Annotated in this window: 22 protein-coding genes; 13 read left to right on the top strand and 9 right to left on the bottom strand. The window is 62.8% G+C overall.

What is annotated here, in order from left to right; all coding sequences use genetic code 11:
* Window positions 1-12: 12 nt before the first annotated feature.
* The 4 genes from hpt to ACERIT_RS07865 all read right to left on the bottom strand — a co-directional run bounded on the left by hpt (window position 13) and on the right by ACERIT_RS07865 (window position 2,582).
* Window positions 13-582: a hypoxanthine/guanine phosphoribosyltransferase gene (gene hpt / locus ACERIT_RS07880; RefSeq protein ID WP_373674294.1), complete on the bottom strand. Its 570-nt coding sequence runs from the start codon at window positions 580-582 to the stop codon at window positions 13-15.
* 84 nt (window positions 583-666) lie between these two features.
* A complete protein-coding gene (locus ACERIT_RS07875) occupies window positions 667-1,251 on the bottom strand; it encodes a hypothetical protein (protein ID WP_373674379.1) in 585 nt (194 codons plus the stop codon).
* A 56-nt stretch (window positions 1,252-1,307) separates the two neighbouring features.
* Window positions 1,308-1,946 (bottom strand): hypothetical protein, encoded by a 639-nt coding sequence (locus ACERIT_RS07870; protein ID WP_373674293.1) that lies wholly within the window; start codon window positions 1,944-1,946, stop codon window positions 1,308-1,310.
* Window positions 1,947-2,135: 189 nt separating this feature from the next.
* Window positions 2,136-2,582, bottom strand: coding sequence for a bis(5'-nucleosyl)-tetraphosphatase (locus ACERIT_RS07865; protein WP_373674292.1), 447 nt, complete (start codon window positions 2,580-2,582; stop codon window positions 2,136-2,138).
* A gap of 168 nt (window positions 2,583-2,750) precedes the next feature.
* Between ACERIT_RS07865 and ACERIT_RS07860 the strand changes: the two genes are divergently transcribed.
* The 3 genes from ACERIT_RS07860 (at window position 2,751) to dnaJ (ending at window position 6,602) form a co-directional block, all read left to right on the top strand.
* Window positions 2,751-3,083 (top strand): 30S ribosomal protein S10, encoded by a 333-nt coding sequence (locus tag ACERIT_RS07860; RefSeq protein WP_373674291.1) that lies wholly within the window; start codon window positions 2,751-2,753, stop codon window positions 3,081-3,083.
* A gap of 254 nt (window positions 3,084-3,337) precedes the next feature.
* Window positions 3,338-5,260, top strand: a complete 1,923-nt coding sequence (dnaK, locus tag ACERIT_RS07855; RefSeq protein WP_373674290.1) for a molecular chaperone DnaK — start codon at window positions 3,338-3,340, stop codon at window positions 5,258-5,260.
* 172 nt (window positions 5,261-5,432) lie between these two features.
* Window positions 5,433-6,602 carry a molecular chaperone DnaJ gene (dnaJ, locus tag ACERIT_RS07850; RefSeq protein ID WP_373674289.1) on the top strand — a complete coding sequence of 390 codons (1,170 nt, stop codon included), beginning with the start codon at window positions 5,433-5,435 and terminating at the stop codon, window positions 6,600-6,602.
* Between the two features lie 127 nt (window positions 6,603-6,729).
* Here the strand turns inward: dnaJ and ACERIT_RS07845 are convergent, their stop codons facing one another.
* The 5 genes from ACERIT_RS07845 to ACERIT_RS07825 form a co-directional block, all read right to left on the bottom strand.
* On the bottom strand, window positions 6,730-6,960 hold the full coding sequence (locus tag ACERIT_RS07845) for a hypothetical protein (protein ID WP_373674288.1): 231 nt from the start codon (window positions 6,958-6,960) through the stop codon (window positions 6,730-6,732).
* 7 nt (window positions 6,961-6,967) lie between these two features.
* On the bottom strand, window positions 6,968-7,426 hold the full coding sequence (locus ACERIT_RS07840) for a universal stress protein (RefSeq protein ID WP_373674287.1): 459 nt from the start codon (window positions 7,424-7,426) through the stop codon (window positions 6,968-6,970).
* 3 nt (window positions 7,427-7,429) lie between these two features.
* Entirely contained in the window at window positions 7,430-9,124 is a 1,695-nt protein-coding gene (locus ACERIT_RS07835) for a cation acetate symporter (RefSeq protein WP_373674286.1), read from the bottom strand.
* Entirely contained in the window at window positions 9,121-9,582 is a 462-nt protein-coding gene (locus ACERIT_RS07830) for a DUF4212 domain-containing protein (RefSeq protein WP_373674378.1), read from the bottom strand. The genes ACERIT_RS07835 and ACERIT_RS07830 overlap by 4 nt, the downstream gene beginning before the upstream one ends.
* A gap of 204 nt (window positions 9,583-9,786) precedes the next feature.
* Window positions 9,787-9,927 (bottom strand): hypothetical protein, encoded by a 141-nt coding sequence (locus tag ACERIT_RS07825; protein ID WP_373674285.1) that lies wholly within the window; start codon window positions 9,925-9,927, stop codon window positions 9,787-9,789.
* Window positions 9,928-10,125: 198 nt separating this feature from the next.
* Here ACERIT_RS07825 and ACERIT_RS07820 point away from each other — a divergent pair, with 198 nt between their 5' ends.
* From ACERIT_RS07820 to ACERIT_RS07775, 10 genes are all read left to right on the top strand, one after another.
* Window positions 10,126-11,364, top strand: coding sequence for an RNA-guided endonuclease InsQ/TnpB family protein (locus ACERIT_RS07820; RefSeq protein ID WP_373674284.1), 1,239 nt, complete (start codon window positions 10,126-10,128; stop codon window positions 11,362-11,364).
* A gap of 149 nt (window positions 11,365-11,513) precedes the next feature.
* A complete protein-coding gene (locus ACERIT_RS07815; RefSeq protein ID WP_373674283.1) occupies window positions 11,514-12,653 on the top strand; it encodes a monovalent cation/H+ antiporter subunit E in 1,140 nt (379 codons plus the stop codon).
* A complete protein-coding gene (locus ACERIT_RS07810; protein ID WP_373674282.1) occupies window positions 12,650-12,955 on the top strand; it encodes a cation:proton antiporter in 306 nt (101 codons plus the stop codon). Before ACERIT_RS07815 ends, ACERIT_RS07810 begins: the two co-directional genes overlap by 4 nt.
* 14 nt (window positions 12,956-12,969) lie before the next feature.
* Entirely contained in the window at window positions 12,970-13,296 is a 327-nt protein-coding gene (gene mnhG / locus ACERIT_RS07805) for a monovalent cation/H(+) antiporter subunit G (RefSeq protein WP_373674377.1), read from the top strand.
* A complete protein-coding gene (locus ACERIT_RS07800) occupies window positions 13,293-13,841 on the top strand; it encodes a DUF4040 domain-containing protein (protein WP_373674281.1) in 549 nt (182 codons plus the stop codon). Before mnhG ends, ACERIT_RS07800 begins: the two co-directional genes overlap by 4 nt.
* Window positions 13,838-14,611, top strand: coding sequence for an MnhB domain-containing protein (locus ACERIT_RS07795; protein WP_373674280.1), 774 nt, complete (start codon window positions 13,838-13,840; stop codon window positions 14,609-14,611). Before ACERIT_RS07800 ends, ACERIT_RS07795 begins: the two co-directional genes overlap by 4 nt.
* Complete coding sequence (locus ACERIT_RS07790; RefSeq protein WP_373674279.1) at window positions 14,608-15,084, top strand: cation:proton antiporter subunit C; 477 nt, start codon at window positions 14,608-14,610, stop codon at window positions 15,082-15,084. The genes ACERIT_RS07795 and ACERIT_RS07790 overlap by 4 nt, the downstream gene beginning before the upstream one ends.
* Complete coding sequence (locus tag ACERIT_RS07785) at window positions 15,081-16,655, top strand: proton-conducting transporter membrane subunit (protein WP_373674278.1); 1,575 nt, start codon at window positions 15,081-15,083, stop codon at window positions 16,653-16,655. The genes ACERIT_RS07790 and ACERIT_RS07785 overlap by 4 nt, the downstream gene beginning before the upstream one ends.
* Window positions 16,656-18,674, top strand: coding sequence for a cation:proton antiporter (locus ACERIT_RS07780; RefSeq protein ID WP_373674277.1), 2,019 nt, complete (start codon window positions 16,656-16,658; stop codon window positions 18,672-18,674).
* Complete coding sequence (locus ACERIT_RS07775) at window positions 18,671-20,473, top strand: Na(+)/H(+) antiporter subunit D (protein ID WP_373674276.1); 1,803 nt, start codon at window positions 18,671-18,673, stop codon at window positions 20,471-20,473. The genes ACERIT_RS07780 and ACERIT_RS07775 overlap by 4 nt, the downstream gene beginning before the upstream one ends.
* Window positions 20,474-20,479 lie beyond the last annotated feature (6 nt).

The raw sequence follows: 20,479 nt of genomic DNA, 5'->3' as shown, positions 1-20,479 counted from the left end.
AGGCGTGGGAGCTTATCCGTCGCCGTGTGCGTCAACGACGATGACCTCGCCATCCTCGACGGTGACGTTGATGAGCGTCCGAACGGTGTAGTCGGTGTCGTCGAGTTCGTTTTCTCCGGCCTTCTTGATGACGGCGACGACGTCGACGACCTCAGCGCCGATCTCGTTCGTGAGTGCGTCGAGTACCGCCTTCATCGTGCCGCCGGTGGAGAGCACGTCGTCGATCACGAGCACGCGATCGCCGGACTCGACATCGTTGATATACATCTCGGATTCGGAGTAGCCGGTCTCTTGAAACAGCGGGACCTCGCCGTCGAGTCCGTACTGTCGCTTCCGGATGACTACGAGCGGGATGTCCGTCATGAGCGAGAGCGCGGTGGAGATGTGGATCCCCATCGCGGCGGGAGTGACGATCTTGTCGACGTTCTCCAGTTCGGCCTTTCGGATGATCCGGATGACGATCTCCCGGAGCAGTTCCGGTTTCAACATCGGAACGCCGTCGCTTATGGGATGGACGAAATACTCGTATTCTCCTTTCTCGATGATCGGGGCGTCGAGCAGCGACTGCTCCAACTGATCCATGTCGCCGGTACAGACCCGGACGGATAAAGCCTGGCGGTTGGGGCTCCCGATGGAATCGACCGGGCCGGTCGGCTCCGGGCCTTTTCAGCCCGGATCTCCGGTGTCGGTGAACCGCTCGGCGAGCTTCTCACCGACGCCAGTCAGGTACGCTTGCCCCCACAAACCGACTATCAGAGCGCCGATCGCGTTGAACTGCAGGTCCTTGACGGTATCGTCGAGGCCGTGTTGGGCAAGCGGCATCTCGATCCCGGTAGCGGCGGCGAAGACGTCGAGTCCGAACTCAAAAAGTTCCCAGAGGACGCCAAAGGCCAACACGAACGAGACGACGAAGACGACGAAAAACCGCGTCGGGAGGACGATCTCATCGTGGTGGGCATCGATCGCTCGGACGACGATATAGCCGATCGCGGCGATGATCGACGCGGAGGCGCCGTGCGTGAGGTGGTCCCACCAGCCGACGGTGGCGTACAGTCCTGCCGACCCGAGCGTGTGTAAAAACACCGCGGTGGTGATCCAGAAGGCCAGGAAAGGATCAAGCGCGATGCGATAGTTCCGCTCGATGATCGCCGGCACGAACGTGATCGCGAGCCCGGCCGCCGCGTTCGTGACCGTCTTCGGCTTGCCAGTCCACAGGCCATAGCCGATGAATCCAACCAGTATGACCTGCATCGCGCGAGCCAGCCAGCGCTGTTGGTTGCGCCCGAGGCGGCGGCGGATCCGTTGGATCACGACTCGTTCGCCTCCCCGGAGACGTTCGACTCGAGAAGTTCACTCTCGAGTCGCCGTTTGAGCATCTGGTTGCGTCGCCGGAAGTAGAGATCAAAGAGCAAGCCGGCAGCGATTCCCGCCAGCGCGATCCGAACGAACTCGATCATGAGTGCCTCGTTATCGAGGAGATACGTAGTGCCCATCGAACGGTTGAGGTACCATCTGATGATCGTCCAGACCGCTCCGGAGGCGAGCGTCGTCACCACGACCAACGCCACCGCGAACCAGTGGGTGACACGCATCTCCGTGAACATGTCGAGTTCGACGACGACCAACAGCGCGAACGCAGCGAGCGCGAGATACGACGCGAAGATCCCTATCTCGACGTCCGGGATCACGGCCCGCGTCGCGACCGGAAGCGCTGCGAGCAGTAACAGCTCCCATGGAAGAATCACGCGCCAGTCGCGTCGAACGACCGCCGGCAACGCCATCACGACCATCGTCGCCGCCGAAACGACCGTCCACAGCAGATCGAACCCGAAGAGGCTCTCCACGAACGCGAGCGCTACGAGCCCGAAAATCACCCAGCCGACGATCGCGTTCCGTCTCGTGTCTCGAAACAGCGAGGCCAACAGCTCGTCTCGGCGCCCGTCCATGTCGCTTGATTGTATCCGGTCAGACATAAAATCCTACGTAGGGATCCTGGTGCGTCAGCCTTCCGTCGATCGATCATCGTGACGCACGCGGGTCGTGACGCTGACGCACGCGGGTCGTGACGCACGCAAAGCTAGAGACGCGGGCGCAGTCCGGTCTTGGAGTGGCTCGATCCCGGATCGATGGCGGAGTTAGTGGTATCTATTCTCGGACTCGGCTTTGATCTCGTCGAGGAACTCGTGTGCCTGCTCGAAGATCTCACGTGGACCGTCCTGAGTGATCGTGTTTGCCGCCTGGTCGTAATCTCGCCACTGAAGATCACGATGTTCCTTCGAGAGTTCGGCGCTCGCCTCGAAGGACCGAGCGATGAACAGATGAACCGTCTTGTGGATAGTCTCGCCGTTCGCCTCGAAGACGTAATCATACTCCTCGCGGAAGCCGTCGATGAGTCGAAAGTCCTCGATACCGGCCTCCTCTTTAACTTCCCTGATCGCCGTTTGCTGGAGCTCCTCGTCCCCCTCGATCCCGCCTTTGGGGAACTCCCAGTCCCCCGGACGGCTCTTCAAGAGCAAGTACTCTCGATGGCCGCGGGTGTCGCGGAAGAGGATGGCTCCAGCGCTCGTCGCTTCGACCGTCATTACCAAATTATACGATGCCGCCTCTAAAGAGGGTGTCGGACGGCCCCCTTTTTGTCAGACGGGTGCTTCGACGGTCGATCGCGGCGCCGATCGATTTCGGGCGGGGCGTCGTGACCTCGGGTAGGTGCGTTTTTACCCTTCCGACACGGACGCACGGACATCCCGAGAATGACCTTCGTAACCAAACTCTCGTTCGAATCCGGCGATCGGACCGTCCTCGAGGAGACGGTCGCCGACCTCAAGCGATCGGTCGAACGGAAGGGCGTGGAGTGCAAGGGTCCCCACGCGTCCCCACCCGAGCATGCACGCGTCCAGTTGTACAAACGACTCGCACCCGGCGACCAGTTCTCGCCGTGGGAGTACACGGTCTACACCCGGCGTCTCGAGATCCACGGCTCGGACGACGTCGCCCGTGAGATGGTCGACCGTGAGTTCCCCGATTCGATCCACGTCGAGGTCGAGGTCGACAGAAAAAAACCGCTTGGCCAGGGCCGCGAGTGAGTCGTCCGGTGTCTCAATCCCGCTGCGAGTGAACCCTCCGACGCCTTAGTCTCCGCCGCGAGTGAGCCGATCGATCACCTCGACTTCCGGACCGCCGTCCGAATGCGCCGGTGGAAATGTGGATCAGCATAAAAACACCGAACGGGTCGGCGACCGGAGCGTCAAAAACGCATGACTGCGTTGAGTTGATCGGAGACGAATCTCGACCGCATCTAGTAACCTTTAACCGACGCAAGCCGGTATCTTCGGGCAAGATGGCGAGTAACAAGATCCTCGGTATCGACCTCGGTACCACCAACTCCGCCTTTGCGGTGATGGAGGGCGGCGACCCCGAGATCATCGCGAACGCGGAGGGCGATCGAACGACGCCGTCCGTCGTCGCGTTTTCCGACGACGGCGAGCGACTGGTTGGCAAGCCCGCTAAGAACCAGGCGGTCCAGAACCCCGATCGGACGATCCAATCGATCAAACGGCACATGGGCGAGGAGGACTACACCGTCCAGATAGAGGGCGAGGAGTACACGCCCGAACAGATCTCGGCGATGATCCTCCAGAAGATCAAACGTGACGCCGAAGAATACCTCGGCGACGAGATCGAGAGAGCGGTCATCACGGTCCCGGCGTACTTCAACGACAAACAGCGCCAGGCGACCAAGGACGCCGGCGAAATCGCCGGCTTCGAGGTCGAGCGGATCGTTAACGAGCCGACCGCGGCCGCGATGGCCTACGGCCTCGACGACGAGTCCGACCAGACGGTTCTCGTCTACGATCTGGGCGGCGGTACCTTCGACGTCTCCATCCTCGATCTGGGCGGCGGCGTCTACGAGGTCGTCGCGACCAACGGCGACAACGATCTGGGCGGCGACGACTGGGACGAGGCGATCATCGATCACCTTGCCGAGGAGTTCGAAAACGACCACGGGATCGACCTCCGGGAGGACCGACAGGCCCTCCAGCGTCTCACCGAGGCCGCAGAGGAGGCGAAGATCGAGCTGTCAAATAAAAAGGAGACGACGGTCAACCTTCCGTTCGTCACGGCGACCGACTCCGGTCCCGTCCACCTCGAACAGTCGATCACGCGTGCGACCTTCGAGTCCCTGACCGACGACCTCCTCGAACGGACCGTCAGTCCGACGGAGCAGGCGCTTTCCGACGCCGGCTACGAGAAGTCCGACATCGACGAGGTCATCCTCGTCGGCGGATCCACTCGAATGCCCCAGGTGCAAGAAAAGGTAGCGGAACTCGTCGGCCAGGAGCCGAAAAAGAACGTCAACCCCGACGAAGCGGTCGCGCTCGGCGCGGCCATCCAGGGCGGCGTGCTCTCGGGTGACGTCGACGATATCGTCCTGCTTGACGTGACGCCGCTGTCGCTTGGCATCGAGGTCAAAGGCGGGCTCTTCGAGCGGCTCATCGAGAAGAACACGACGATCCCGACGGAGGCCTCGAAGGTCTTTACGACCGCCGCGGCCAACCAGACGTCCGTCAACGTCCGCGTCTTCCAGGGCGAACGTGAGATCGCGGAGGAGAACGAACTGCTCGGTGCCTTCCAGCTCACCGGCATCCCGCCGGCACCGGCTGGAACGCCCCAGATCGAGGTCTCGTTCAACATCGACGAGAATGGCATCGTCAACGTCGAGGCCGAGGACAAAGGCTCCGGCAATGCCGAGTCGATCACGATCGAGGGCGGTGCCGGCCTCTCCGACGAGCAGATCGAGCAGATGCAAGAGGAGGCCGAACAACACGCCGAGGAGGACGAGAAGCGTCGCAAGCGGATCGAGGCCCGCAACGAGGCCGAATCGACGATCCAGCGTGCCGAGACCCTTCTCGAGGAGAACGAGGACGATCTCGAGGACGATCTGATAGCCGACATCGAGGCCGCCACCGAGGACGTTGAGGAGGTCCTCGAAGAGGAGGACGCCTCGATCGAGGACCTCGAGGACGTCACCGAGTCGCTCACCGATCAGCTACAGGAGATCGGCAAGCAGATGTACCAAGAGCAGGCGGCCCAGGCCGGCGCGGCCGGCGGTGCTGGCGGCGCCGGTGCCGGCCCCGGCGGAATGGGCGGCATGGGTGGTGCAGGCGCCGGTGCTGCGGGTAACGGCGCGGCTGAACCCGGCGACGAGGAGTACGTCGATGCCGACTTCGAGGACGTTGACGAGGACGAAGACGACGAGTAAGCCACATCAGCCCGCCGAAACGTATCCTCGTTTCGGATGATGTCGCGAGGACGACGGTGAATCGGACACGTCTGACATGAACGTCGACCTTGCCGTGTGACCGCCGCAGGTCGCGTGCACGCTTTTCAAGTAGCCCGACGAATTACGCAATCATAAGAACGAAATTTCACGCATGAGCGAGGACTTTTACGACGTACTCGGGGTCTCACGGGACGCCGACACCGACGACATCAAACGAGCGTATCGAAAGAAGGCGGCCGAATATCACCCGGACGTCAGCGATCACGACGACGCCGAGGAGCGCTTCAAGAAGATCAAGAAGGCAAAGGAGGTCCTCACCGACGAGGAGACGCGCCGCCAGTACGACCAACTGGGCCACGATCGGTTCGTCGAAGCCGAGAAACATGGCGCGACCGGATCCGGAGCGGGTGGAGGACGGGGTGGCGCCGGCGGTCCCTTCGGCGGCGCTCGTGGTGCCGGCGGAGCCGGCGGCTTCGAGGACATCTTCAACCAGTTCTTTGGTGGCGGCGGCCGCGGTCGCGGCAGCGATCCGAACCGTCCGCGTCAGGGCCAGGACCTTCGGACGAGCGTCTCGATCGACTTAGAGGAGGCTTTCGAGGGCGTCACGAAGCAGTTCACCGTTGCCCGTCCGGAGTCCTGTGACGACTGTGGCGGCACGGGCCATCCGCCGGACGCCGACGTTTCCACCTGTGACCAGTGTGGCGGTCAAGGACAGGTGACGCAGGTTCAACAGACGCCGCTTGGACGCGTCCAACAGACGACGACATGTCCGCGGTGTGAGGGAGCGGGCGAGATCTACAGCGAGCAGTGTTCGACCTGTAGCGGCGACGGAATCGTCCGTAACGAGGCGACGCTATCGGTCGAGATACCGGCGGGGATACGGTCCGGCCAGAGCCTCCGAATGGAGGGAGAAGGTGCTCCCGGTGAGAATGGCGGGCCGAACGGCGACCTCCTCATCGAGGTGGATGTCGACGTTGGCGACCGGTTCGAACGTGACGGTGCCGATCTGCACCTCCACGAGGCGGTCTCGTTCCCGCAGGCGGTCTTCGGGGATACGGTCACGATCGACGCCGTCGACGGCCCCGTCGAGATGGACGTTCCGGCCGGGACTCAAAGTGGCGAGACGTTCCGTCTCTCCGGAAAGGGTATGCCCCGACTTCGCGGTCGCGGCCGCGGGGATCTGTACGTTCAGGTACAGGTGGTCGTCCCCGATTCGCTCAACGACGAGCAACGCGAGGCGCTGGAGGCGTTCGCCGAGGCCGGCGGCGAGGAGATCGACGTCGAACAAGGCTTCTTCGAGCGGTTGAAGAGTACGTTCTGATTTTTCGCGATCGACGCTGGATCGGTGATTTCGTCCCGTGATCGACCGTCCGAGATCGCTCATCGCGGTCGCTGAGGGGTGGTCGTCACCGATCGTCGAGGAACGATGCTCCCGCCTCGCCCGCCGGCTACCGGTCGGGAGCGGGTTGCGTCGCCTGCTCGACGGACCAGCGGAATCCGAAGTATGCCGGGATCCCCGCGAGCATCATCAGGTAGTACGCCCACTGCGGGCCGCCGCGAAAGACGAACTCGAAGAGGATGCCCACGAGGCCGACCCAGCAGACGGCAAAAAGCAGGTCGAAGGCCATCCCGGTGCCGTTCGTGGCGACGAACTCGCGGAGGCGATCGATACCATTCATGCGGCGGTCACTCCCCCACGTAGTCGACGACGAGAACGGGAACGTGCGTCGACCGGAGCGTCTGTTCCGTCACGCTGCCCAACAGCGCGCGTCGGACGCCTGCGCGGCCGTGGCTGCCCATTATGATGAGGTCGACGTCGTGGTTCTCGGCATACTCGGCGATCAGTCGGTGGGGTTGACCGCCCGCGTGGTGTTCGGTCGTCTCGATGCCGTGTTCTGCCGCCCGATCGCTGACCGACCGGGTCGCGGCCTCCGCCTTCTCGCGGAGTTCGGTCATCTCGCCGAAGTTGCCTTGTCGGATACGATCGACCTGCTCGGTGCCGAGGCTGACCGCGATCGCATCGGTGTCGGCGACGTATAGTGCATGGATATCCGCGCCGTACCGTTCGGCGAGGTCGATCGCGTGGTCGACGGCGGCCTCTGCAACGTCACTTCCGTCGGTCGGAACGAGTATTCGGTCGTACATGGATCACTCCTCCCCCTCCGTGGGGGTCCCGCCGTCGGCGGCGACGACGTCCTCTGCAGTCTGTTGTCGGCTCATCGGCTCGGGGCTGTGACATTGGCGAACGACCCGTTTGGTCTCCATCGGCGGTTCGCTCGTGAGTATGGAGACGACGATGGTGACCGCAAAGACGATCGGAACCGCGATGATCGCCGAGCCGATCGCCGGCATCCACTGTGCCAGCACTCCGACGTACGGTTCGCTTCCGCCGCCGGTGTAGGTCGGAACGACCTCGTTTACCATTGCGATCCCCCAGATCGTGAGTCCGGTCGACATCCCGGCAAGTGCGCCCTGACGGTTGGTGTTCTCCCACCACCTGCCGAGGAAGAACATCGGGAAGAGCACCGATCCGGCGAGCGCGAACGCGTAGGAGACGAGCGCGGCGATCGGTGCCGCCGGATCGAGGGCTGCAAGCGTCGTGATGATACCCAACACGAGAATGCTCACGCGTCCCACGAACAGCTGTTGACGCTGGGTGGCGTCCTCGTTGATGATGTTCGCGTAGATGTCGTGGGAAATGGCCGAGGAGCCGGCAATGAAGAGGCCGGCAGTCGTCGCGATCGCGGCCGCGATCCCGCCGGCGGCAACGAACCCGACGAACCACCCGGGAAGCCCCGATAGCTGGGCCGCGAGCACGACGATCACGTCGGCGGCTGCCGTCGTCATTCCCCCCTCCGCAGCGTAGACGGCACCGACGTTCTCCCCGTAGAGATCGGTTCCGAACGCCGCGAATGCCGGTGCACTCCAGTAGAGCAGGCAGATGAAAAATAGCCCGGTGACCGTCGACCAGCGGGCCGTTCGTTCGTTTTCGACCGTATAGAATCGCACCAGCACGTGCGGGAGTCCGCAGGTACCGACGATGAGCGAGAACGTCGTCGCGATCCACAGGTAGTAGCTCGCGTTCGTGAACGGCTCGGAGAACTCACGCGAGAGTTCGCCGATAAGCATGCCGTACTCCAACTGCGGAACGATGGTTGAGTAGCCGTTCACCCACCCGACGGCGAACAGACCGGTCAGGAACGCGACGATGAGGATGACGTACTGAACGGCCATGTTCTTGGTCGCCCCAAGCATTCCCGAGACGGCCAGGTAGCCGACGGTGAGCGCCATCATCAAAAGCACCATCACCTGATAGCCGCTGAAGCCGGCAAAGCCGAGGTCGCCGAAGATATACAACGCGACGAGACCCATTCCGCGGGCCTGTCCGATCGCGTAGACGAAGCCGATCAGGAACGTCGTCACCGCCGCGATTGCGCGTGCGGTATCCGAGTTGAAGCGATCGCCTACGAAATCGGGGGCGGTGTACTTGCCGAACCGACGCAACTGTGCGGCGAGGAAGATGAGCAGGATGAAATATCCCGTCGTCCAGCCGACGACGAAGACCAGCCCGTAGAATCCCGAAAGAGCGATCGACGCCGCCATCCCGAGATAGGAGGCCGCAGACATCCAGTTGGCTCCGATCGCCATTCCGTTCTCGAGGTTACCGATCGACCGTCCAGCGACCCACATGTCCTCCGTATCGGCGACCCGGAAGACGAGGCCGATGACGAGGAACAAAAGCAGCATCGTGACGACGAGGATCGCCGGAAGAAGCTTGAACGAGACGTCGAGTCCCTCCGGAAGCAACCCCGCTTGCAACGCGATCCCGACCGAGCCGATCATGTCTCTACTCCCCCCTGTTCCACCTTGCTCGTTTCAGTTTCCATGTCCCCCACTTCCGTGGTCGTTTCGTGATCGATCCCGTATTTCTCGTCGAGTTGATCCCGCTTTCGCGAATACCAGTAGGAGAGGATCAACGCGCCGGTCGGGGCGCCGAAAGCGACCAGGAAGTAGTGCAGCGGGAAGCCGAGGATCGGCATCGTCGTCGTCATCGGTCCCGGCGCGAGCCGCGTCAGCGTGACCGGGCCGAAGACGACGAGTACCCAGACGATAAAGCCGGTCCAGACCACTCGAAGATGGTCGCGCATGAACGGCGTGCTCGGGTTGAGGATGTTCACCTCCCGTTCGAGATAGTCTCCCGGCCGATCATCTCTCGATTCTACGGAATCCGTCGTGACCGTGCCGCCGTCCGTACTCATCGACGGATCGGTGGCTGGTCCCTCTGTGTCAGTTTCTACCATATATCGTGTTTCTGTGCCCGTGTGGTCCGCGACGGAGGCCCCTTCCCCTTGGGATAGGAACCACTGGCGGTTGTCTTCGATTCGCGTGTGACTGGTCATCGGTCGACTTCGATCGACTCACGCGGTCGAGCGCGTCGAACGGACCGATAGAGAGTCCCGGTCGGTCGCCCGCCGACGTCGACCCGTGAACGATGAACACTCGCGTCACATCCGGACGTCGAGGCGTGCGGCCGTCCCGTCGATGCCGTCCGTCGGTATCGTCGGCTCGGATTCCACGTCGACCCCGATCGGATCGTCGTCGGGGTCGTTCGGCCTCGTCGTCCACGCGCCGTTGTTCATGTACATCCATGATAAAACTTCGGAGAACGGAAACCAGCGAGGGGGATCGGTCGCCGGTGGCTCATGACTGCAAGGCGGAAACCCGCGCCTTTAGGCGCGGGAGGAAGCCGACAACCCACTACATAAACCATCCCCGATAGCAGGCTGACTCCCCCACGATACTCAGAACTATTATAAATACAAGCTTCTACATATGAAGTATAGATGGTGGAAGACTCAAGCACTCGAACCGTCCCCATCAAACTCGATGTGGACGAGAGTGCCGCTGATCTTCTCCACCAGACAACCGACCACTTCCTCGACACCGCTAACTACGTCGTAGACGTAGCGTGGGAACCAGACTGGAAAATCACCAGCAAACAGAAACTCCATGACCTCACGTACTACGACGTTCGAGACGACTCTCCACTCCCGGCCAACCTCGTGCAAGCCGCACGAAACCGAGCAGCAGAAGCCGTCAAAGGCGTCATCGAACGTTGGAAGGAAGGCAAGAAAGCCTCGAAGCCTGAGTTCACGTCACGGTTCGCCAGCTACGACGCCCGAACCGTTACCGTCAACGACGACCATGCAACACTCGCCACCATCGACGGGCGAGTTACCGCAGAGTTCGTCCTCCCCGACAAACAACGTGACACGCCGCACTCGGCGTACCTGTTCAACGACGACTACGACGTGAAAGGAGCCACGCTCCACTACGACGAGGGTGAGGACAGTTTCTACCTTCACGTGCGGACAAAGCCCACCGTGGAGAACGATGATGCCGATACAGGTGATGCCAAGCACGTTTCCGTCCTTGGTGTTGACCTCGGCATCAGAAACATCGCAACCACCTCAACTGGCCAGTTCTGGAGCGGTGGTGAACTCAACCACTGGCATGGAGAGTATGAGAAGCGACGTGGCTCGCTTCAACAGACTGGGACTCGATGGGCACACGAGAATGTTCAGCGAGTCGGTCGAAAGCAAACCGGGCGGTTCGAGCAGATGCTTCACACCATCTCGAACGAACTGGTCGAGGAAGCCCGTGAGAACGACTGTACCCACATAGTGTTCGAGCAACTCAAAGGCATCCGTGAACGCCTCCCGCACGCGAAGGCGGTTCACAAGTGGGCGTTCCACCGCTTGTTCGAGTACGTCACGTACAAAGCCGAGTCGGAAGGGCTTGTGGTGGAGCAGATTAATCCGGCGTACACGAGTCAGCGTTGCTCGAAGTGTGGTTTCACCCACGAGGATAATCGTCCGCACGACAACGGTCAGGACGAGTTCGGCTGTCTAAAGTGCGGATACGATATTCACGCGGATTACAACGCGGCAAAGAATATCGGCGTGAAGTATCTCCGCGACCAGCAAAAGTCTGGACGTGGAGGCGCACCCGTAGGCGTGCGCTTGAACAGCGGGATGTTGAACGTGAACGGCGAGTATTCGCCTACTGTGTTACACAGTTAGAACGGGAGTCCACGCTGAATGCCACGGCGTGAACGCCGTGGTAGCTTACTTGGATAAGAACTGTTTTGGGTCGGCCGTTCGACTCATCGAACGAGAACCACCAATGTCGTCTCTATCAGTCCTCTTCACGATCCAGGGAGGTGTTCCCGGTGGCTGATGCCCGGATACTGGTCCCGATCGAGGAGTCGTCGACGCTTCGATCGACGGTCGCCCACGTCACAAGCGAGGCGGCTGAAGACGGGATCGAGGCGATCCACTTCGTCTATCTCGCCTCCTGGCGGGCGGACGAGCCGAGCGCCGCACGCCGTCGGTCGGCCGCGGCCGATCTGCTGGAGGAGGCCGCGCTCTGGGCTCGCTATGATCTGGAGGACGTCGACGCGGAGGACATCGCTGTCGAGACCGCCATCGTGGGCGAGGACATCTATCTGTTCGGCCCCGGCGAGTTCGCCGATCAACTCCACCGATACGCCGACACCCACGGAATCGACACCGTAATCCTGGATCCGGAGTATACGCCGGTCGGGAATACGACCCTATTGCAGCCGATGGAGTTCGAACTCGCCTCGACGCCGCTTTCGGTGCGTCAGGCGCCCGTCGATCGTCCCGCCCGTCACGTTCGGATCGCAAAGGAACTCACCGGAGTGCGGTTCGTGGCGATCTTCGGCATCTCGTTCGTCTTTTATATGATACTTGGCGACCCGACCTACTGGTTCGATCTCCTGACCGGCGTCGCCTCCGCGCTCATCGTTGCGATCTCGTTGTCGCGGGTTAGTCTCGATCACGATCCGACGTTTCCCGACACTCCGATGCGACTCCTGCGTGGGATCATTTACGTTCCGGCTCTGTTCTATGAAATCCTTATCTCCAACCTCATGGTCGCCCGCGTCATCCTCTCGCCGTCGTTGCCGATCGATCCGGCGATGACCCGGATGCGAGTGCTCGTCGGATCGGGGCTCCCGGTCACGACGCTCGCGAACTCGATCACGTTGACGCCCGGCACGCTCACCGTTCGTGCCCGCAACGAGAACCTCTACGTCCACACGCTGATCCCGTGGGCCCGCGAGGGGCTCTTCGACGGCGGGTTAGAGCGCTGGACTCGCTTCGTGTTTTACGGACGTGAGGCCGCGCGATTGCCCACCCCCCGCGAGCGCGACGACTGTGCGGTGTTGCAAGGGCCCGAAGCCGACGAGGCGATGCCCTTCGACGAGGGCGAGCGATCGATGAGGTCCGCTGAAATCCCCATCGAGCCCAAACGGCCGATCGACAACGGGGAGGATTCGGATCGATGAGTTTTGCCGACATCGTGATCGCGGCCGGATATACGATCGGCGACGTCCTGTTGGCTGCAGCGGCCGGATTCGTCCTGCTCGCGCTCGGGATGCTCTACCGGGCTGTCAAGGGTCCGACGATGCAAGACCGGGTGCTCGCGGTCAACGTCCTCGGAACCAACACGGTCGTCATTCTGGCACTTTTGGGGGCCGGACTCGGCGAGCCGACGTTCCTCGATATCGCGCTCGTCTACGCCCTGTTGAACTTCTTGATGGCGATCGCGATCTCGAAGTTCACGGTTGAGCGTGGAGGGGTCCTCTGATGGCGGTTGAATCGATGGCGCTCCTGACGATCGTCCGGATCGCGCTCGTCGTTACGTTCCTTGCGGGCGCGCTGTTCTTCACGTTCGTCTCGATGACGGGTGTTATCCGGCTCCCCGACGTCTACGCGCGGGCACACACTGCCTCGCAGGCCGACACGCTCGGTGCCGGCTTCGGGCTCGCGGCTGTCGCACTCACGCTCGGCTGGCAAGGAGCCTCCATCAAGACCGTGATCTTGTTGTTCTTCATCTTCGTGACGAACCCGACGGCGGCCCACGCGATCTCGCGGGCCGCATTCGAGGACGGGATCGTCCCCTGGACCGAGGAGGACGAGCGCCGATGAGCGTGGAGGTGACCGCGATCGAGGCGGTGCTTTTCGTCTTCGTGATCGCGACGGCGCTCGTGACCGCGCTTGCCCGCGACGTCCTCTCGTCGATCATCGTTTTCGGTGCCTACAGCCTCGGCATGGCCGTACTATATACGTTCTACCGCGCGCCCGATGTCGCGCTTACGGAGGCGGCGATCTCGGCGGGAGTCACGACCGTCCTGTTGCTTCTCACGATCGCGAAGACCTCGCGGATCGACCACGAGGCCGTCTTCGAGGCGGTCGACTGGCCGGCTGCGACGGTCGTCGGCGTCCTCTGTGCTGCGATGCTCGCGACGGTCGCGCACATGCCGGCCGTCGGGGATCCGGAGGCCCCCGTCTGGTCGAACTCCGAGGTCACTGGCTATTACCTCGCGAACACCTACGCGGACACGGGCGTCGAGAACACGGTGATGGCCGTGCTTGCCTCCTATCGTGGGTTCGACACCTTCGGGGAGGCGGTCGTGGTCTTTGCCGCCGGCGTCGCGACGATGGTCGTCCTCCATCGGGAGGTGTTCTCGTGAGCGACCCGGCCGACGTCGACGACTCCTCCGATGTCGTCGACGACGAGGATTCGGAGTTCGGGGGTGGCCGAGCAACTCCCGATGGATCCGGATCCGAGCACGGGCCTGAGTCCGGCTCCGCGTCTGATTCCGGGTCCGAATCCGGATCCAACTCCAGTTCCGATGCATCCCCGATCGAACCGACCTACTCCGGTCACGGGGACCGACCACACCTCTCTCCGGTCCAGCGCCAGCAGACGCCCTACACGGAAAGCCAGGTGATCATGTCGACGGTCAAGATGGTCTCCCCCTTCGTGTTCACGTTCGGACTCTTCGTCACCTTCCACGGCGGCGGATCGCCGGGCGGCGGCTTCCAGGGGGGTGCCATCGTCGCCGCGGTCGTGTTGATGATCGCCTTCGCGTTCGGGATCGACTCCACTCGCGAGTGGTTCCGGAACGCGACAGCCATCGGACTCGGTGTCGGCGGCGTGTTGATCTTCGCCGGGATCGGGATCGTCGGGCTTGCTCGCGGAGGAACGTTCCTTGAATACGCTCGCCTTCCGATCCCTCATCCGGTAAAATACGGAATGGAAGGTATCGAGATCTTCGGGATCGCCCCGATCGTCGCGGGCGTTCTCGTTGGGTTGTTCTTCCTGTTAGCCGCCGGTTTCGACGCCGACGTCGAAGCCGAGACTGACGGAAGAAACGGGACCTTGCGGTTCGAACAGCCCACAGCGGATGATCGTGAGAATACGAACGTCCGTGAACCGACGGAGGAAACCGAGGAATGACGACAGCCATCATGCTTACCATCGTCGACCTGCTGATGACGCGACACGCCTATGCCGTGTTCGCGATCCTGCTGTGTATCGGCCTGTACATGATGATCGCGAACGAGCATCTGGTCAAGAAGATCATCGGTCTCAACCTCTTCCAGACGGCGATATTCCTGTTTTTCATCGCCTCCGCGTACGTGCGCGGCGGATCGATCCCGATCGTCCACGGTGCCGACGGAGCGGAGGCGGTCCACGTGAGCCCGCTCCCGCAGGTCATCGTCCTCACGGCGATCGTCGTCGGTGTGAGTCTCACCGCGGTCGGGCTCGCGCTCTGTTTGCGGATCTACGCGGAGTACGGAACGCTTCGAACTGACGCGCTCCGTGAGGTGATGCGCGATGAGGACGTTCTTCCCGGGGAAACCGACGCGTCCGGAGCACCGGCCACCGAGCGGTCCACCGGGGGCAAAGAAGGAGGTGACGCGGCGTGATCGACCTTCTGTTGCCCGCGTTGATCGTGGTGCCGATCGTGGCCGCGACGATGCCGATCGCCTTCGGGTTGCGCTACGATGACGTCGGCTGGCCGATCGCTGCTGTCACGATCCTCTTCGTTCTCGCGATGGCAGGAGCGGTCGTTCGGACGGCGTTCCTCGACCCACCCTCGTCGATCGGAATCGTCCACGAGCTCGGCGGCTGGCAGCGACCCTACGGGATCGAACTCATCGCCGACGAGTTGTCGGCCGCGATGGTCGCATTGATCGCGATCGTCTCCGCGGCCACACTCGTGTTCTCGAGGGTCGCCGGCCCGCGTGGAAACGCGTTCTACGCCGCCTATCTGCTGTTGGTGGGCGGGCTCATGGGAATGGCGCTCACTGGCGATCTGTTCAATCTATTCGTCTTCTTAGAGATCGTCGGATTGACCACCTATGCGCTCGTCGCCGCGGACCGGTCGGGCGCCAGCGCTTACGCGTCGATCAAGTACCTGATAGTCGGCACCGTCGGCGCCTCGCTGTACCTCGTCGGCGTCGGCTACACGTTCCTCGCGACGGGAACGCTCAACATGCTCGATCTCCAGGCGAGTATCGCGGCGGTCGGTTACGGCGATCCGCTCGTGCAGGCGGGATATGCGTTCATCGTCGTCGGCTTCGGGTTGAAGATCGCCTTGTTCCCGCTGCACGTCTGGCAGCCCGACGCCTATCAGCGTGCGCCCGATGCGGTGACCGCGTTGATCTCCGCACTTGTCTCGACGGCAGCCGCCTACGCGTTGTTGCGCGTCACGTACACCGTCTTCACCGTCGAGTTCCTCGCGGAGAATCCCGTGATTACGAACGGAATATTGCTCGTTGCCGGCACCTCGATCCTCCTCGGTTCCGCACTGGCGGTCATGCAGTCCGACCTCAAGCGATTGTTCGCGTACTCCTCGGTCGCCCAGTTTGGCATGATCGTCGCCGCGATCGCGTTGGGGAACGAGACCGCTCTGCTCGGCGGGATAATCCACCTGCTCGGACATGGCCTACTTAAGTTTGGACTGTTCCTCGCGATCGGGCTTTTGGCCTACGGCTACGATGTCCACCGAATTCACGACCTCGCGAGCCTGGCACGGCGTGCGCCGTACGTCTCGGGAGCGTTCGTCGTTCTCGGGTTGGCACTCGTCGGAATCCCCCCGTCGGTCGGCCTGCTCGGAAAGTGGTATATCGTGCTCGGTGCCGTCGAGGTTGCCGGGTCCGGCGATCCCGCCGGACTCGCGATCGCCGTCGTGATGCTTCTGAGCACGCTGTTCACGCTCGCATACGTCGCCCGGATCGTCGAACGACTCTACTTCGCCGGTCTTGAGGTCGACTCCGGTGGGTCATCGTCGCCATTGGCCACGTCCGGAGCACCGACTTCCGCGACCGATGGTGGACGCGCGTCCGTCGAACGATCACCGGCCTCGCAGATCCGGGAGATCCCAACCGGCGCGTTCGTCGTCCTCGTCGCCGTCACGCTCACGGCGGTCGTGCTCGGATTCGCCGGCTTCACCGCATACGATCTGTTCGAACCGTTCCTCGGGAGGATGTTCTAAATGACCGAACTTGCAGACCCAAGACCGATTTTCGCCGTCCTCGTATCGTTCGTCGCGACCGGATTCATCATCGCCACCTATCGCTGGCCGGACGTCCGTGAGGGCGTGACGATCCTCGCCGCCCTCGCGAAGTTCGGGGCCGTCGCCTCGATGCTGCCGGGCGTGCTCGGCGGGACCGTCTACGTCACGAACTTCGTGACGTTCCTGCCGGGGATCGAGTTCACCCTGCGGGCCGACCCGCTCGGGATGCTTTTCGCCTTCCTCGCGAGCGGGCTGTGGATCGTGACCTCGCTTTACAGCATCGGCTACATGCGCGGGCTCGACGAGCCCAATCAGACGCGGTATTTCGCCGCCTTCGCCCTCTCGTTGTCGACGACGATGGGGATCGCCTTCGCCGGCAACCTGGTCACCATCTTCGTCTTCTATGAGCTGTTATCGATCGCCACCTACCCCCTCGTCGCCCATGACGAGACCGAGGAGGCACGATCGGCCGGGCGAAAGTATCTCGCCTATACCATGTTCGGCGGCGGCGTGCTCGTGCTCGCGGGGACCGTGCTGATCTACTGGCTCACCGGCCTCGTCGGCGAGCCGACCGTCTCCTTTTCGGCCGGCGGGATCGACGCGCTCGCAACGGCGGCGAGCACCGACCCCTTGATGGCGAAGATCGCCTTCGTTCTGCTCGCTGTCGGCTTCGGCGTGAAGGCTGGGATGATGCCGCTTCACCAGTGGCTCCCCGAGGCGATGGTTGCCCCGACGCCCGTGTCGGGGCTGTTGCACGCCGTCGCGGTGGTTAAATCCGGCGCGTTCGGCGTCTCGCGGGTCGTTCTCGACGTCTTCGGGCCCGAGATCGTCTTCGATCTCGGCGTCGGGCTCTGGCTGTCAGTGGCGGCCGCGTTCACTCTAACCGCGGCGAGCGTCATCGCGTTGCGAAAGGACCACTTGAAACAGCGGCTCGCCTACTCGACGGTGAGCCAACTCAGCTACATCCTGCTCGGATTGGGTCTGTTCGGATGGTACGGGCTCGTCGGTGCGCTCCTTCACATCCCCGCACACGCGTTCATGAAGCTCACGCTGTTCTTTTGTGCCGGCAGTATCCACGTCGAAACCCACACGGACTACATCTCGGAGATGGCCGGGATCGGAAAGCGGATGCCGGTGACGATGGGTGCCTTTACCGTCGCCGCCGCCGGGATGGCCGGTATCCCGCTCGTCGCCGGGTTCGTGAGCAAGTACTATATGCTCATCGGCGGCGTACAAATGGGGGCGGCGTTTTCGCCGGTCGGCTATTATCTGGCGGGTGCGCTGTTGCTCTCCGGCGTGTTGAACATCGCCTACTTCTGGCCAGTCGTCTATACTGCCTTCTTCGAGTCGGAGGAGGCTCACGACGCCAAACCGCTCGTCGACTTCCCGCTTGGCGGGCGAACGACCTCGACCGTGGAGTCGGCCCGGGCTGACGGTGGCGAACGCGACGATCACGACGATGACCGTGCTGAGGGTCGGGGCGACCATGCTGACGAGGGTGTCGAGGAGACCATCCCCGATGCCGAGGACGTCGCACTGGAGGAGGACGGCGTCGTTCGGCCCGACTTCGACGTCCGTGATCGCGACTTCTCCGAGCCAGCGGAACGGATCGACACCGGAGATTACGCGGTGGACATGAAACCCTCCGATGCGGACGTGCGTTTTGAAGGATCGAGTCCCGGGACCACGGCGGATGGTGAACCGGAGGCGCACGCAGGTCACGATCACGACGAGCAGCATGACGAACAGTACGATGAACAGCATGACGAGCACGCCGACCACGACCACCACGGTGGACCGCCCCCGGGTGGCTGGACGTCGATCCGCGGTCTCGACGCCCTGCTCGGGCGTGAGACGACGTGGTTCATGCTCGCACCGATCCTCACGGCGATGATGCTCGCGGTACTCGTGGGGATCGTGCCGACCGAGACCGGATTCCTGGAGTTGATCGAACTCATCGTCGAGACGCGTCTCGAGGGTGCGGGGGTGAGTCCATGACTGGGTCGCTCGTCCTCCAGTCGCTGGCGTATTCGCTTCCCCCGTCCCTGCTTTCGCTCCCCTCGTATGCACTCGTGGCCGTCGCGGCGCTCCTCGTCGTCGTGCTTCCCCGGCGGATCGGCCATCTTCTCGGGGCGGCTGCGACCGCGTTCGTCTTCCTGCAGGCGGTCGCCTTTGACCCGGGGGTCTACGGTCCCCATCTGGCGACGACGTTCCTCGGGTTCGACGTCGTCTTCCTGAACGTCGACGACTTCTCGCGACTGATGGGAGTCGTGATCGGATTCCTCGCGACCGCAGCAGTGGCCTACGCGTACGGCAGCGATGCACCCAAATGGATGACGGGGCTTGCGCTGATTTACGTCGCCTCGACGGTCGCAACCGTCTATGCCGGTGACTGGCTCACGCTCGTCTTCTTCTGGGAGCTGATGGCCGTCACCTCGACGCTACTCGTCTGGCATCACGGCGGCAAGGCGGTCCGGGCTGGCTTCCGATACGCGATCTTCCACGGGATCGGCGGCACACTGTTGCTGGCTGCCGTCGTGGTCCACTTTGGCACCGTCGAGAGCTTCCTGTTCACCGCCGAGACGGGGATTCATGCGTCGGCCGCACCGCTTGCGGCGATCGGGATCGGCATCAACTGTGGGTTCATCCTGCTTCACACGTGGTTGCCCGACACCTACCCGCGTCCGCACATCGCGGCCTCCGTGTTCCTGTCGGTGTTCACGACGAAGACTGCCGTCTACGTCCTGTACCGGGCGTTCCCCGAGGGAGGACTGTGGATGGCGTACCTCGGTGGTGCGATGGCCGTCTACGGCGCCTTCTTCGCGCTGTTGCAGTACGACCCGCGCCGGCTCCTCTCCTACCACATCCAGGCGCAGGTCGGATACATGCTCGCCGGGATCGGCCTTGCAGGCTACGTCGGCGAGAAGGCGCTCGCGGGCGGGTTCGCCCACCTGCTCAACAACGTCCTCTACAAGAGCCTCCTGTTCATGGCACTTGGCGTCGTCATCTACCGAACCGGGAAACAGGACATCAGGGAGATGGGCGGCCTCTGGCGAACGATGCCGATCGCGTTCTTGCTCTACGTGATCGGTGCCGCCTCGATCACGGCCGTGCCCGGGTTCAACGGCTTCATCTCGAAGGGAATGGTGATCGATTCCGCTCACGAACTCCACCAGTTCGAGCTCCTGTTCGGCGAGGGGCTCCTCTGGTGGCTGCTCATCTTGGGAGGGATCGGGACGTTCATGTCGTTCATCAAGCTCGGTTACTACACGTTCTTCCACGGCCCGGCCTCGAGTTCGCCGCGCGATGCGACGGCCTTCCAGACGGTCGGGATGGCGCTTGCCGCCGGCGCCTGCGTGTATCTCGGTCTCTCCTATGAGACGCTGATCGGATTGATGCCTCATACGGAGTCCCTGCTCGCGGAGTTGCATCCATACAGCACGGGCCATCTCCGGGAAGCCGCCGCGCTGTTGACCGTCGGATTCGTCGCCTTCTTTTCTCTGAAGCGTCCGCTCGGCTGGCTGGCCCACCACGTCCGTGACGTCGACGCCGTCACCTACCCGGCGTTCTTCTACGCCGGTCGCGGGCTGATATGGGGCGTGACGGAACTTTGGGCTGCCGTCGATCGCGCGACCATGCGAGCCGTCGCGATCCTGGAGTGGGCGGCGATGAATCCGCGGTCCGTGGCCCGTCGGGTTGGCATCGACTCGGAGATACGGTTTGGCATCGGCCGTGGCGTGCTCGTGATCACGCTCGTTGCGGCCGGCGCGTTGATCCTCGTGCTGGTCGGGGGATGACACCGC

It is taken from the genome of Halopenitus sp. H-Gu1, from assembly GCF_041821145.1.
Lineage (GTDB): Archaea > Halobacteriota > Halobacteria > Halobacteriales > Haloferacaceae > Halopenitus.
The sequence above is the reverse complement of the archived record's forward strand: the minus strand, read 5'-3'. Positions and strand labels throughout refer to the sequence as shown.

What these genes read in the sequence shown, in the direction of transcription:
- ACERIT_RS07820 (WP_373674284.1), top strand. Translation starts at nt 10,126, where the DNA reads ATGGTGGAAGACTCAAGCACTCGAACCGTCCCCATCAAACTCGATGTG.
- hpt (WP_373674294.1), bottom strand. Translation starts at nt 582, where the DNA reads ATGGATCAGTTGGAGCAGTCGCTGCTCGACGCCCCGATCATCGAGAAA.
- ACERIT_RS07825 (WP_373674285.1), bottom strand. Translation starts at nt 9,927, where the DNA reads ATGTACATGAACAACGGCGCGTGGACGACGAGGCCGAACGACCCCGAC.
- dnaK (WP_373674290.1), top strand. Translation starts at nt 3,338, where the DNA reads ATGGCGAGTAACAAGATCCTCGGTATCGACCTCGGTACCACCAACTCC.
- mnhG (WP_373674377.1), top strand. Translation starts at nt 12,970, where the DNA reads ATGGCGCTCCTGACGATCGTCCGGATCGCGCTCGTCGTTACGTTCCTT.
- ACERIT_RS07870 (WP_373674293.1), bottom strand. Translation starts at nt 1,946, where the DNA reads ATGGACGGGCGCCGAGACGAGCTGTTGGCCTCGCTGTTTCGAGACACG.
- dnaJ (WP_373674289.1), top strand. Translation starts at nt 5,433, where the DNA reads ATGAGCGAGGACTTTTACGACGTACTCGGGGTCTCACGGGACGCCGAC.
- ACERIT_RS07775 (WP_373674276.1), top strand. Translation starts at nt 18,671, where the DNA reads ATGACTGGGTCGCTCGTCCTCCAGTCGCTGGCGTATTCGCTTCCCCCG.
- ACERIT_RS07875 (WP_373674379.1), bottom strand. Translation starts at nt 1,251, where the DNA reads ATGCAGGTCATACTGGTTGGATTCATCGGCTATGGCCTGTGGACTGGC.
- ACERIT_RS07860 (WP_373674291.1), top strand. Translation starts at nt 2,751, where the DNA reads ATGACCTTCGTAACCAAACTCTCGTTCGAATCCGGCGATCGGACCGTC.
- ACERIT_RS07830 (WP_373674378.1), bottom strand. Translation starts at nt 9,582, where the DNA reads ATGGTAGAAACTGACACAGAGGGACCAGCCACCGATCCGTCGATGAGT.
- ACERIT_RS07835 (WP_373674286.1), bottom strand. Translation starts at nt 9,124, where the DNA reads ATGATCGGCTCGGTCGGGATCGCGTTGCAAGCGGGGTTGCTTCCGGAG.
- ACERIT_RS07810 (WP_373674282.1), top strand. Translation starts at nt 12,650, where the DNA reads ATGAGTTTTGCCGACATCGTGATCGCGGCCGGATATACGATCGGCGAC.
- ACERIT_RS07865 (WP_373674292.1), bottom strand. Translation starts at nt 2,582, where the DNA reads ATGACGGTCGAAGCGACGAGCGCTGGAGCCATCCTCTTCCGCGACACC.
- ACERIT_RS07780 (WP_373674277.1), top strand. Translation starts at nt 16,656, where the DNA reads ATGACCGAACTTGCAGACCCAAGACCGATTTTCGCCGTCCTCGTATCG.
- ACERIT_RS07845 (WP_373674288.1), bottom strand. Translation starts at nt 6,960, where the DNA reads ATGAATGGTATCGATCGCCTCCGCGAGTTCGTCGCCACGAACGGCACC.
- ACERIT_RS07790 (WP_373674279.1), top strand. Translation starts at nt 14,608, where the DNA reads ATGACGACAGCCATCATGCTTACCATCGTCGACCTGCTGATGACGCGA.
- ACERIT_RS07800 (WP_373674281.1), top strand. Translation starts at nt 13,293, where the DNA reads ATGAGCGTGGAGGTGACCGCGATCGAGGCGGTGCTTTTCGTCTTCGTG.
- ACERIT_RS07840 (WP_373674287.1), bottom strand. Translation starts at nt 7,426, where the DNA reads ATGTACGACCGAATACTCGTTCCGACCGACGGAAGTGACGTTGCAGAG.